Below are 13,258 nucleotides of genomic sequence, written 5' to 3'. Positions count from 1 at the left end.
CACTTATTTATTTTGAAAAAATGAAAGGCAGAAGAGACAATCTCCTTCCGTCCGTAAACCTCCATAGTTTAAATTACAGATATGAAAACCTTCTTGATAAAGACGGGCAAGATTATCGTAGCCTTCTCCCGGGAGCCCGGTACTTGCATCTGTCTTTTTGTCCGGTGTCTCCTCCGTCGCCGCATCCGAGAAACCGCCCACGTTTTCCAAGCGTTCCCGTAACATTCGATTTTCAATGACGAGACCTTGATTTTCCTCAATCAAAGATGCCAGCTGTTCTTTCAGTTCACGTATTTCTTCATGAACTGTGAGCAGCTTCTTTTCCATATGAATGACTTGTGAAAACATTTCCTGCTTTGCCACGTTTCCCCCACCTTCTCGTGGAACGTCAGCCGGTTAAAGCGCCTTGCCCGATGAGCTCTTCCAAAGAAAACTCCAAGGTTCGTTCAGGGTCTGCAAGTTCCACTTGGACGATGCGTTCCAACATATTTAAGCCGGTAACTTTCCCTCTGCCCTCTTCAACATGTATTTTTTCTCCGATGTCGGGAAGTTCTTTCTTCGCTTGCTCATATTCATCATTCTCATATTTAAGGCAACACATTAAACGTCCACACAAACCGGAGATCTTTGCAGGGTTAAGGGACAAATTCTGATCCTTTGCCATTTTAATGGAAACAGGTTCAAAATCACCGAGAAAAGTCGAGCAACAAAGAACGAGTCCGCACGGACCGATGCCGCCCAATATTTTCGCTTCATCTCGCACACCGATCTGCCGAAGCTCAATGCGGGTCCGAAAAATCGACGCTAAATCTTTTACCAGTACTCGAAAATCAACCCTACCATCAGCGGTAAAATAAAACAGGATTTTGTTACGGTCAAATGTATATTCAGCACTGACTAATTTCATATCCAATTTATGTTCCGTGATCTTCTCTTTACAAACGCTTTGAGCCTCTTTTGCAAATTCGAGGTTTTCCGCTATACGGGTTTTATCCTCTTGCGTTGCGATCCGAACGACTTTTTTAAGCGGAAGCACAACGTCATCATCGTCTACCGTTCTCTCTTCCAACACGACGTATCCATATTCCACACCGCGGGCCGTTTCAACAACTACGGAATGACCCACTTGCACATCAAATCCGGCAGGAGAAAAATAATAAATTTTCCCCGTCTCTCTAAAGCGAATGCCTATCACTTGATGCAACGTTATTTTCCCTCCTGGAGGCGAAGCAGCAACCGCTCCATCAACAGCTGCGGATTCACATTGGCCGCCAGATATCTTTTCGCTTCCATCACCGCTCTCATATTAGCGGCCAACATGGATTCCGAGCGATTGAAAGCTTCTGTTTTCAATCGCTCTAACTGATCAGGATAAGCTAGATCCTCCCTGCCCCACTTCGTATATAATGCATCCCGATACCAAAAAAGGAAGAGGTCAAGACCTACATCCACTGATTCTCTATCTTTAAAATGCGTATGCCATTTCTCCTGCAACAATAACTTGGCTTGCGGAGGTCTTTTTAATACCTCTTCCGCTAATTGTATCACTACCTGACGCCCCTGTACAATCCAACTTGTCCGTTCCTTTACGTCTAAATCCGTCGGCTCATCTCCGATTCGCGCTTTAATCGCCGCCAATTCATCTGTTTCACCTTTCTCTTTCAAAAGTGTCTGCCGTTTTTCTTCCGACAACGGCATAAAAGAGATCACTTGTGACCGCGACACAATCGTCGGCAGTAAAAAATGCAAGTTTTTCGTCACTAAAATAGCCAATGTTTCCCCATTCGGCTCTTCCAACGAAGTCAATAAACTATTAGCCGCACTCGTTGTCATTTTATCGGCTTCTTCAACGATATATGCTTTTTTTGCAGACTCCATCCCTTTGTAAGCAAACTCTTTTTGCAATAACGCCACTTGCTCTTTTTTTATGGAAAGGCCATCCGGTCGGATCACGGTTACATCCGGATGGTTGCCTGCACGTACACGTTTGCATTCGCTGCATTGATTGCAAGGTTTCGTCCCGGGATTTTTGCCGCTGCATAAAAAAGCACGACAAAGAAGCGCCCCCGCCCGGAATTGTTCGTCAAGCGCTTCCCCTTCAAAAATATATGCGTGTGGAAGGCGCTCCCGCCAAACAGCATGTTGCAACAAACGCGCAACGACCGGCTGTTCCTTATGCAAGGTATCCCATTCCATGCACGAGCTCCCTCCATTTTAAAATTGTTCAAATTGCTCCACATCAACAACAAATACAGTCGCTCCCCCTACCTGCACTTCAACAGGGTAAGGAACATAAGAATCTGCGTTCCCGCCCATCGGGGAGACAGGGGCGACCAATTGTTCACGGCTTTCACAGTTCTCTTTAATGATATCCAACACATCAGCGACTTGTTCATTCTCGACACCGATTAAAAACGTCGTGTTTCCTGCCCTTAAAAAACCACCGGTAGACGCCAATTTCGTCGCACGGTAATCATTCTCCACAAGAGCCGTCGATAGACGATTACTATCTTTATCTTGAACAACAGCAATAATTAATTTCATGGCAACAACCTCCCTTTGGGATATGAATCAAATTTTCTTTTATCATACGATATGCAAAGTCAAAACTCCAGTTCGACACTCCCACCTGAAGAAATGGGATACTGAAGTATGCAATCGTTCGCAATCCATTTCTGTTTTGAACGCATCTTCAGGTTGGGGCTGTGCCATCAGCCCATCCCGCTTCGTTCGATGCATCGTAGATACACCTTTACCGAAGCAGGCAGTGTCGCTATAACCACGACACTAGTTGCTATGCAGTTTGGTCATTTCTTTTCTCCGCCATGCCACTAATCGCATGGGCGATATTAATCGCTGCATTAAGGTCGGCATGAGCCGTATAGCCACAAGACATACAGAAAAAGTCGTGACGGCTACGGTTTTTCTTGTGTGTATATCCGCACCGACACTGCTTTGAAGTGTTTCTTGGGTCAACGTATTCGACCTCCATGCCTGCCATTTTGGCTTTATATGCAATAAATTGTTGAAGCTGATAGTGGGACCAGCTATGGAGGTTTCGTCCAGCTTCTTTCTTAGAACGAGTCGTTTTTTGAATGCCAGTCAAATCTTCCAATCGCACACAGCGAACACCGTTCGCGATGGCGAAATCCACTAATTGACGGCTGATTTGGTGATTTTTTTCCTTCATCCAACGGCTTTCTCTGCTTTTTGAAGAGCGAATGGCTTGAAGCTTTCGCTTTTGTCCAAGTTTCTTGCGGTAGGAAGCGAATTTTCGCCGACGATAAGCGACCTCATCACCTTTAAAAAAGAGCGATTTCGTACCAACCGAGGCCACAGCAAGATTGTTCAGACCCACATCCACACCCATGACTTTCGCGGCAGCAGAATCCACTTCAACGGGTTCACAGGAAATGGAAATCGCAAAATACCAACGGTTATTCTTCTGGTAGAGAGTCGTTGTACCTTGCTTTGTCGTCCCCTCGAGTAACCGTTCAATCCAATATTGTTGATAAGGCTTCACAACTAAAGGAACAGGCTACACGTTTCTCCATGGTTGGAAATGAGGCTTTGTATAAACCATTTTCCTTCTCTAGATTTAAATTTTGATTGTTAAACCCACACCAGAAACGACGAAAGGTTTTAGCTTTTTGATACCGCTTTTTCGATTTGACGTCTCGAATCATTTGGTTCACGATCGCGGAAGGCAATTTTTCCGTAGAAGTAAATGTATGATAGATTTTAGATGCGGCCTTATTTAGCGCTTCACAATCTAATAGAAAATTTGAAAATGCCGTATTCAAAGCTGTCATATAGGCATATAGCTGTTCCTTTGCCTTCGTCGGCTTCAACAGTTCAACCTTTAAAGTGATTGTTTCCATTCATTCACCTCCTACCCTTAGTATACGCTTTTTGGGGCTGAAAAGTAACGATTTCACCTCTAGGGGGTAGGAATACTTTAGTTCGATTCGGGCTAATACAACATCTCCCGAATCGACGCATAAATTTCCTCTTCGACATGAGCGCTACTCGCAGCTGCGTTAATCATCCGAAACCGCTCCGCTGCCTCTTCGGCAAGGAAATGATACCCGTGGCGCACCTGTTCATGAAACGCTCGCCCCTTTTGGTCCAGTCGGTTCTCTTCGCGAGCATTTTTCGCAATTCGCGCTAAACCAACATCAATTGGAATATCTAAGAAAAACGTACGATCCGGCAACCAGTTTTGAACCGCGAATAAGTTAATTTCCCGTACTTGTTCTATCCCGACACCGCTCGCATATCCTTGATAAACTAAGCTGCTATCAAGATACCGATCACAGAGAACGATTTTTCCGCCTGCTAACGCAGGAATAATTTTTTCCACCAAATGTTGGCGACGAGCAGCCGCAAACAACAGCACTTCCGTGTAATGGTCGAGCTCCTCTTCCTCATCACTCAACAACAAGGTACGTATTTTCTCGGCACTCGGTACGCCCCCCGGCTCCCTGGTCACGAGTGTTTCAAACCCATCCGCCTCCAGCCGGGCAGCGATTCGCGGAATAACCGTTGTTTTCCCTGAACCTTCCCCGCCTTCAAAAGTGATAAACGTCCCACTACCCATATTAATTGACCTCTTTTCTAACGAGCAAAAACCCATCATGTATATGAGGCATTGCCTGCACGTGTCCCCCGGATGACAACCAATGTTGAAGAAACTGTAAACGGGGCCGATCAATCATCTCTCCCGCCATCCAAAGCGGAATTCCGGGCGGATAGGGAACAACATCCTCAGCTATTATTCTTCCTTCCGCTTCTTGGGTGGGTATGGACTCCGACGATTCTTGCTCTCCCCGCCAGTCCGCGAAAGAATGCACCGCAACCTTTGGATACGGCGGGTATGCAAGCGCGTATGCCCGACTGATTTTTTTCCCTTTGTAAAAAGAAACCAGTTTAGGAAGGAGCGCCCGTTCCCAGTTTTCAGGATGATCCAAAGGAAGAACGAGCAAGACGTGGTTCCTATCGCTTAATTCAGCATAAATACGTTCCGTATGTAAATGTTTCTCCCATTCCCACCCGTTCCATCCGTCTGGCACCCGTAAAATCAGTTTTAAAGGATCGTTGTTTTTCACACGGATCCCCGGACATAATTCCTCCAATTTTTGATGAAAAGCATGCAATTTCCCGGCAATGTTTTCTCCGATCAAGGATTCGTTATAGGCGCGTGCCACATCAAGAGAAGCAAGAATCGGATAAGAAGGGCTACTCGTTTGCAATCGTTGCAACCAATAACGGCAACGTGCTTCATCAGCCGCGGAACGCAAATGCAAAAAAGCGCCCATCGTAAGAGCAGGCAACGTTTTGTGCGCCGATTGCACAACCGCATCGGCCCCCGCTTTCAATGCCGAAGCGGGGAAATGCGGATCGATATGAAGATGTGCCCCATGCGCTTCATCCACGAGCACATCCGCATCATATCTTTTAGCAACGTCAATGGCCCCTTCCAATTCCCCTACATAACCGTAATAACTCGGGGAAGACAACACCAACCCGTTCGCCTCCGGATAACACGCAAATCCATAAGCAACCGTTGCTTCAGAAACCCCTGTAGTCAACCCCGATTCGGCGTCAACATCCGGAGCAATAAAAACCGCCTCTACGCCTGCCAATTCCAGACCATGAATCACCGAATGATGAACATCCCGTTGCACCAACACTTTTTCCCCTTTTTGATAAAAAGAAAGAATCATCGCTAGATTACCGACCGTTGAACCTCCGACGAGAAACAAAGTGCGTGCACAACCATATTGGCTCGCTGCCAACTGCTCTGCTTCCAATATTGCCCCGGACGATGCATGCAAATCGTCAAGCCCAGGCAATTCCGTTTGGTCGAAGCGCATCAGCTGCTCAAAAAAAGCAGCATACGGCGCCGGCATTAAGTTTCCGTTCTTGTGCCCGGGCACATGCATCGAGATAGGAGCACATTGAGCATGGGCGTACAGCCGCTCAAAAAGCGGGCAATTCCCGTTCATATTTTTCTCCATTTCTTTTTTCTTTCATTATAACAAGGATTTAATGAGACAGCATGCGATTATTGATTTTGCTTCCGCGTAACCGGTCAATATACCAAGCATAGCTCGGGTCCTCAACTTCCAATTCTACCATTTTTCGCTCGCATGAGAGACAGATCCAAATGGACAGTAAAAAGAATCCTTTTTCGCTTTCCTCATTGCATATCCCGCAACTCTCCATTCTTACTACTTGATTATACATTCCGTTTCCCCCTACACATGATCATTTTCTTCTTAGTGTTTCCTATTTTGATAGATACTATTCAATATAGAGGCCGAATAAAATGAAGTGTCAAATTATCATATGGGGAAAATGCCCAAATCGTGCCTGACTTAAAAAAATACAATAAAAAACTGACCCGAGTACATATCCAACAGCGACTTTGCTTCGCAGTTGTACTTATGCGAAAAATAATGATCATAAGCTATAGCCACACGATCGGTGCGATTGCCGCCAGCGCTATAAACTGTGCCTGATGTAAGTGTAAATTGGAAGCTCTTCCCTATTTATCGCAGTATTTATTGGACTTTCCCTTCGGTTTATTATTACTTTAGAAGAGTTCGAACTCGAACAATTAATGTTATTAGTTCTATTTCCAATTGGTTCCATGCTTGTATATGTCATTATGAAATGGCAATATAATAAGGACAAAAATTTTGAATCTGGATTGAATGAGAACTATTATGCAACTCGCTTGGGAGATCGTGTATCCTCAACCCCTAAGCAAATGTATAATGGCAAGTTTCACAATAATTGGAGGAATTGTCCAGCATGCTAACTAGAGAAGACATTTTTAAGCACGTCAAAGAAATCTATGGCACATCGCCTGATTACCCGTTTAAGAAATTTCCAAACTATGCTGTTTTGAGACATACATCCAACCGAAAATGGTATGGTCTTGTAATGAATGTCCGCCCAGAGAAATTAAGATTAGATGGAAAAGAAGAAATCGATATTCTAAATCTAAAATGTCCTCCTGAATTAATCGGTGCTTTAAGGGATGGACAAGATATTTTGCCTGGATATCATATGGACAAGGAACATTGGATTTCGTTTGTTCTAGATCGTGCCGATCCAGAAGGAGAAATTTATAACTTAATTGAGCAAAGCTTTAATTTAACCAAGTGAATAAAATTTTCATATTTCACATGATCGAAGCGCGATTGCGGCAGATCCCGGCAGAAAATGAGCAAACTTTTACACAACATTAAAAGAAAATCGCTTTTTTCTGGCGGGGTCTTCCCGCTGTGCTTTTCCTCCGCTGGCTAGTCCATATCCTAAGTGTTGAAGAGCCTTTTCTTCGAAACGAAATTTTTGCGCGCCTACTTTGATCAAACCTTATCTCAAAATAAAAAACACCTGCCAATTCCTGAATGAGGAATCGACAGGTGTTTTTCCATCCAATGCCAGGCGACGTCCTACGCTCACGGGGCGTTACCGCCCGATTACCATCGGCGCTGAAGAGCTTAACTTCCGTGTTCGGCATGGGAACGGGTGGGGCCTCTTCGCTATCGCCACCTGACCGTGGGAGACATTCTCCCAAAACTGAATAACGCTTATGCATGAATGCCGGATGTGCATGACCCATTCGTGGATAAACCATTGGACCGATTAGTATCTGTCAGCTTCACGTGTCGCCACGCGTCCACCTCAGACCTATCTACCTTATCGTCTTTAAGGGGTCTCACGGGAAATCTCATCTTGAGGTCGGCTTCGTGCTTAGATGCTTTCAGCACTTATCCGATCCACACGTAGCTACCCAGCGATGCTCCTGGCGGAACAACTGGTACACCAGCGGTGTGTCCATCCCGGTCCTCTCGTACTAAGGACAGCTCCTCTCAAATTTCCTGCGCCCGCGACGGATAGGGACCGAACTGTCTCACGACGTTCTGAACCCAGCTCGCGTACCGCTTTAATGGGCGAACAGCCCAACCCTTGGGACCGACTTCAGCCCCAGGATGCGATGAGCCGACATCGAGGTGCCAAACCTCCCCGTCGATGTGGACTCTTGGGGGAGATTAGCCTGTTATCCCCAGGGTAGCTTTTATCCGTTGAGCGACGGCCCTTCCATGCGGTGCCGCCGGATCACTAAGCCCGACTTTCGTCCCTGCTCGACCAGTACGTCTCGCAGTCAAGCTCCCTTCTGCCTTTGCACACTTCGAATGATTTCCAACCATTCTGAGGGAACCTTGGGGCGCCTCCGTTACCATTTAGGAGGCGACCGCCCCAGTCAAACTGCCCACCAGACACTGTCCCTGAACCGGCTCACGGTTCGAGGTTAGGATTTTCATATCGCAAGGGCAGTATCCCACCGGCGCCTCCACCGAAGCTAGCGCTCCGGTTTCCCTGGCTCCTGCCTATCCTGTACAAGCCATATCAAAACCCAATATCAAGCTACAGTAAAGCTCCATGGGGTCTTTCCGTCCAGTCGCGGGGGACCTGCATCTTCACAGGTCATATAATTTCACCGGGTCTCTCGTTGAGACAGTGCCCAAGTCGTTGCACCTTTCGTGCGGGTCGGAACTTACCCGACAAGGAATTTCGCTACCTTAGGACCGTTATAGTTACGGCCGCCGTTTACTGGGGCTTCAATTCCGCGCTTCGCCCGCTAGGGCTAACGCGTCCTCTTAACCTTCCAGCACCGGGCAGGTGTCAGCCCCTATACTTCGTCTTTCGACTTCGCAGAGACCTGTGTTTTTGGTAAACAGTCGCTTGGGCCTTGTCACTGCGGCTCCCGCAGGCTTGCACCCGCAAGAGCACCCCTTCTCCCGAAGTTACGGGGTCATTTTGCCGAGTTCCTTAACGAGAGTTCTCCCGCGCGTCTTAGAATTCTCATCCCACCTACCTGTGTCGGTTTGCGGTACGGGCACCGTCGGCCTTCCTAGAGGCTTTTCTCGGCAGCGGAGGTGCGGGGACTTCGGTACTTCATTTCCCTCGCGGTCACGCCTCAGCCTTTGCGTTGGGCGGATTTGCCTGCCCAACAGCCTCGGTCGCTTCGACGCGCCTATCCATCGGCGCGCTCGCCCTTCCTTTCTGCGTCCCCCCTTCGGTCAAACAGCCTTCGGTGGTACTGGAATTTCCACCAGTTATCCATCGCCTACGCCTTTCGGCCTCGGCTTAGGCCCCGACTAACCCTGAGCGGACGAACCTTCCTCAGGAAACCTTAGGTTTTCGACGGAAGGGATTCTCACCCTTCTTTTCGCTACTCATACCGGCATTCTCACTTCTGTGCGCTCCAGCTGTCCTCACGGTCAACCTTCCCGGCACACAGAACGCTCCCCTACCCAACTCTTCGAGTTGCCACGGCTTCGGTGATGGGTTTAGCCCCGTTACATTTTCGGCGCAGCGTCACTCGACCAGTGAGCTATTACGCACTCTTTCAATGATGGCTGCTTCTAAGCCAACATCCTGGTTGTCTAAGCAACGCCACATCCTTTCCCACTTAACCCATACTTGGGGACCTTAGCCGGTGGTCCGGGTTGTTTCCCTCTTGACGACGGATCTTAGCACTCGCCGTCTGACTCCCGGAGAACAAGTCGCTGGCATTCGGAGTTTGACTGAACTCGGTAATCCTGTGGGGACCCCTCATCCAATCCGTGCTCTACCTCCAGGACTCTTCCCTCCGAGGCTAGCCCTAAAGCTATTTCGGGGAGAACCAGCTATCTCCGTGTTCGATTGGCATTTCACCCCTACCCACCCCTCATCCCCGTCATTTTCAACTGACGTGGGTTCGGGCCTCCAGTCGGTGTTACCCGACCTTCACCCTGGACATGGGTAGATCACACGGTTTCGGGTCGACGTCGACATACTCATGCGCCCGTTTCAGACTCGCTTTCGCTGCGGCTCCGTCTCTTCAACTTAACCTCGCACGTCATCGTCACTCGCCGGTTCATTCTACAAAAGGCACGCCATCACCCATGAATGGGCTTTGACCACCTGTAGGCACACGGTTTCAGGTTCTCTTTCACTCCCCTCCCGGGGTGCTTTTCACCTTTCCCTCACGGTACTGGTTCACTATCGGTCACTAGGTCGTATTTAGCCTTGGGAGATGGGCCTCCCTGCTTCCGACGGGGTTGCTCGTGTCCCGCCGTACTCAGGATCCACGCCGGAGAGGGCGATGTTTCGCGTACAGGGCGCTTACCTTCTGTGGCGGACCGTTCCAAGTCGCTTCCGCTACATCGCCCCTTTGTCACTCCGTATGGCGTGTCCTTCAACCCCGGGCGGACTTGCCGCCCGGTTTGGGCTCGCTTCCGTTTCGCTCGCCGCTACTCAGGAAATCGCATTTGCTTTCTCTTCCTCCGGTTACTAAGATGTTTCAGTTCGCCGGGTTTGCCTTCATCTGCTTATGGTTTCGGCAGATGATCTTCTCCCATGACGGAGAAGGGGTTCCCCCATTCGGACATCTTCGGATCCACGCATACTTACAGCTCCCCGAAGCATATCGGTGTTCGTCCCGTCCTTCATCGGCGCCTAGTGCCAAGGCATCCACCGTGTGCCCTTCCTCGTTTAACCACTTGAGGCATGGGCCTTTCCAAAAAACGCTCGTTTCTTTTCGACACCCGGTGTGTGTCCATTCAAGCTTTATCGCGTTATTCAGTTTTCAAAGAACGTCTCTTGAGCAGTTGCCCGCTCAAAACTGAATGAAAGCCCAAGCGTTTGCCTCCGGTCCCTTCACCGAGGGACCGGTATAGCTCCTTAGAAAGGAGGTGATCCATCCCCACCTTCCGGTAGGGATACCTTGTTACGACTTCACCCCAATCACCAGCCCCACCTTCGGCGGCTGCGTCCCTAAGGTTCGCTCACCGACTTCGGGTGTTGCCGGCTCTCGTGGTGTGACGGGCGGTGTGTACAAGGCCCGGGAACGTATTCACCGCGGCATGCTGATCCGCGATTACTAGCGATTCCAGCTTCATGCAGGCGGGTTGCAGCCTGCAATCCGAACTGAGAACGGCTTTTCCGGGGATTCGCTCCACCTCGCGGCTTCGCTGCCCGTTGTACCGTCCATTGTAGCACGTGTGTCGCCCAGGCCATAAGGGGCATGATGATTTGACGTCATCCCCGCCTTCCTCCGGTTTGTCACCGGCAGTCAATGTCGAGTGCCCAACTTAATGCTGGCAACGACATTCAAGGGTTGCGCTCGTTACGGGACTTAACCCAACATCTCACGACACGAGCTGACGACAACCATGCACCACCTGTCTCTCTGCCCAAAAGGGAAACCTTGTCTCCAAGGCGATCAGAGGATGTCAAGGCCTGGTAAGGTCCTTCGCGTTGCTTCGAATTAAACCACATGCTCCACCGCTTGTGCGGGCCCCCGTCAATTCCTTTGAGTTTCAACCTTGCGGTCGTACTCCCCAGGCGGAGTGCTTATTGCGTTTGCTTCGGCACTACGGGTATCGAAACCCCTAACACCTAGCACTCATCGTTTACGGCGTGGACTACCAGGGTATCTAATCCTGTTCGCTCCCCACGCTTTCGCACCTCAGCGTCAGGTACAGACCAGAGAGTCGCCTTCGCCACTGGTGTTCCTCCACATCTCTACGCATTTCACCGCTACACGTGGAATTCCACTCTCCTCTTCTGTCCTCAAGTCAGGCAGTTTCCAATGCCATTCCGGCGTTAAGCGCCGGCCTTTCACATCAGACTTGCCTCACCGCCTGCGTGCCCTTTACGCCCAATAATTCCGGACAACGCTTGCCACCTACGTATTACCGCGGCTGCTGGCACGTAGTTAGCCGTGGCTTTCTGGTGAGGTACCGGCATACTCTCGGCATTTCCTCCAAAAGCTGTTCTTCCCTCACAACAGAGCTTTACGATCCGAAAACCTTCCTCACTCACGCGGCGTTGCACCGTCAGGCTTGCGCCCATTGCGGATGATTCCCTACTGCTGCCTCCCGCAGGAGTCTGGGCCGTGTCTCAGTCCCAGTGTGGCCGATCACCCTCTCAGGTCGGCTACGCATCGTCGCCTTGGTAAGCCCTTATCCCACCAACTAGCTAATGCGCCGCGGGCCCCTCGTTGAGCGACGGCCTTCCTAAAGACCGCCTTTCTCCTCCTTCGCAGGTGCGAAAAAGGACTTATTCGGTATTAGCACCGGTTTCCCGGTGTTATCCCCAGCTCAACGGCAGGTTGCCCACGTGGTACTCACCCGTCCGCCACTGGCCTCCCGAAGGTGCAAGCACCTTCGGGGGCCCGTTCGACTTGCATGTATTAGGCACGCCGCCAGCGTTCGTCCTGAGCCAGGATCAAACTCTCCATAAAAGTAGTTCCGCTTCCCACACGGGGGGTGCCGGAAGCGCTGGCTTCATTTCTTCATTCGTTCGCTTGGCTTTCATTCAGTTTTCAATGGGCAATTGATGTCGTCGCGTTTCAAAGCGACTCTATTATCATATCACCGCGCAACCTTGATGTCAATACCGATGATTGCTTTTTTTTGCTTCCGAATCAAGGAATCAACCAGGCTGATTGCGCCGACTGTTCAAATGCTATCACCTCATATAGGAAGTGTCAACCGTTCACAAGCCTGCGTTTTTTTTACTTTTTTATTCCATTTTTATAACGCAAAAAAGACGGCGAGTCACCGTCTACATTGTGCCGGGCAGTACAAGGAAATGTACGGCAATTATCATGAGGACACCGGGAATCCCTAAAATTCCGGTAACCGCGGAAGTAAAGAGGTTAATCGGCATATGCAATCCTATAAAGTTGCCGAATAAATTAATTAAAAACAGCGCGAGGGCGCCTATCATAATCCGAACAACGCCGTTCCCCACCCATTTAAACGGCTTTTTAAGCGGAAGACCGAGAAACATCAATATAAAAATCCCAAGTCCAATTGCTGCCACAATGAGAACCGGATCCATACCTATCACCTCCTACGGGTGCCGCGTCGTACCTTTTCCCGTTGTCACGAGGAACACCCTGCACTGGATCAGAACCTCCTGATAGATCCATATGCTTGGACATGAAAAGACTTGCCTAAAACATGGCAAGTCTTTCTATGATTTCGTATGTTTTTTTAACAAGCGCGCTTCTCTCAGTAAAAAGCGATACTTCGCTTCTTCCACTTTCAACTGGATTCGGGCATCTTCTCCGGGATCGATGCTTTGTTCCAATAAATTTTTTCGACGGAAATACTTTTGTTTTTGGCGATCGATAAGTTGATACAGACGGGTTTCTTCTTTTTTTCTTATTTTTTGTTTTTTTGCCATC

Annotated in this window: 10 protein-coding genes, 3 rRNA genes and 1 pseudogene; 1 reads left to right on the top strand and 13 read right to left on the bottom strand. The window is 49.0% G+C overall.

The window, feature by feature from the left end:
- Positions 1–3: 3 nt before the first annotated feature.
- The 8 genes and pseudogenes from yabA to HUG20_RS00265 all read right to left on the bottom strand — a co-directional run bounded on the left by yabA (position 4) and on the right by HUG20_RS00265 (position 6,249).
- Positions 4–348: a DNA replication initiation control protein YabA gene (yabA, locus tag HUG20_RS00300; RefSeq protein ID WP_200090321.1), complete on the bottom strand. Its 345-nt coding sequence runs from the start codon at positions 346–348 to the stop codon at positions 4–6.
- 40 nt (positions 349–388) lie between these two features.
- Positions 389–1,204 (bottom strand): PSP1 domain-containing protein, encoded by an 816-nt coding sequence (locus HUG20_RS00295; RefSeq protein WP_200086715.1) that lies wholly within the window; start codon positions 1,202–1,204, stop codon positions 389–391.
- Between the two features lie 2 nt (positions 1,205–1,206).
- Positions 1,207–2,196: a DNA polymerase III subunit delta' C-terminal domain-containing protein gene (locus HUG20_RS00290; protein ID WP_200086713.1), complete on the bottom strand. Its 990-nt coding sequence runs from the start codon at positions 2,194–2,196 to the stop codon at positions 1,207–1,209.
- A gap of 18 nt (positions 2,197–2,214) precedes the next feature.
- Entirely contained in the window at positions 2,215–2,544 is a 330-nt protein-coding gene (locus HUG20_RS00285; protein ID WP_200086711.1) for a cyclic-di-AMP receptor, read from the bottom strand.
- 250 nt (positions 2,545–2,794) lie between these two features.
- Positions 2,795–3,881 (bottom strand): annotated as a pseudogene (locus tag HUG20_RS00280) (RNA-guided endonuclease TnpB family protein).
- Between the two features lie 92 nt (positions 3,882–3,973).
- Complete coding sequence (gene tmk / locus HUG20_RS00275; protein ID WP_200086707.1) at positions 3,974–4,600, bottom strand: dTMP kinase; 627 nt, start codon at positions 4,598–4,600, stop codon at positions 3,974–3,976.
- 1 nt (position 4,601) lies between these two features.
- Positions 4,602–6,008, bottom strand: a complete 1,407-nt coding sequence (locus HUG20_RS19290; RefSeq protein ID WP_281392477.1) for an aminotransferase class I/II-fold pyridoxal phosphate-dependent enzyme — start codon at positions 6,006–6,008, stop codon at positions 4,602–4,604.
- 40 nt (positions 6,009–6,048) lie between these two features.
- Complete coding sequence (locus HUG20_RS00265) at positions 6,049–6,249, bottom strand: sigma factor G inhibitor Gin (protein WP_200086706.1); 201 nt, start codon at positions 6,247–6,249, stop codon at positions 6,049–6,051.
- Between the two features lie 570 nt (positions 6,250–6,819).
- Between HUG20_RS00265 and HUG20_RS00260 the strand changes: the two genes are divergently transcribed.
- Positions 6,820–7,176, top strand: coding sequence for an MmcQ/YjbR family DNA-binding protein (locus tag HUG20_RS00260; RefSeq protein WP_200086704.1), 357 nt, complete (start codon positions 6,820–6,822; stop codon positions 7,174–7,176).
- Between the two features lie 277 nt (positions 7,177–7,453).
- Here the strand turns inward: HUG20_RS00260 and rrf are convergent.
- The 5 genes from rrf to HUG20_RS00235 all read right to left on the bottom strand — a co-directional run bounded on the left by rrf (position 7,454) and on the right by HUG20_RS00235 (position 13,257).
- Positions 7,454–7,570: ribosomal RNA gene (gene rrf / locus HUG20_RS00255) — 5S ribosomal RNA — on the bottom strand.
- A gap of 68 nt (positions 7,571–7,638) precedes the next feature.
- Positions 7,639–10,560 (bottom strand): 23S ribosomal RNA (locus HUG20_RS00250).
- A 187-nt stretch (positions 10,561–10,747) separates the two neighbouring features.
- Positions 10,748–12,307, bottom strand: a 16S ribosomal RNA gene (locus HUG20_RS00245).
- Together the 16S, 23S and 5S rRNA genes form the textbook arrangement of a ribosomal RNA operon.
- A 323-nt stretch (positions 12,308–12,630) precedes the next feature.
- Positions 12,631–12,909, bottom strand: a complete 279-nt coding sequence (locus HUG20_RS00240) for a pro-sigmaK processing inhibitor BofA family protein (RefSeq protein WP_200086702.1) — start codon at positions 12,907–12,909, stop codon at positions 12,631–12,633.
- 135 nt (positions 12,910–13,044) lie between these two features.
- Positions 13,045–13,257, bottom strand: a complete 213-nt coding sequence (locus tag HUG20_RS00235; protein WP_200086700.1) for a YaaL family protein — start codon at positions 13,255–13,257, stop codon at positions 13,045–13,047.
- Position 13,258: the final 1 nt, after the last annotated feature.

This window comes from Salicibibacter cibi (assembly GCF_016495865.1).
Lineage (GTDB): Bacteria > Bacillota > Bacilli > Bacillales > Marinococcaceae > Salicibibacter > Salicibibacter cibi.
The sequence above is the reverse complement of the archived record's forward strand: the minus strand, read 5'-3'. Positions and strand labels throughout refer to the sequence as shown.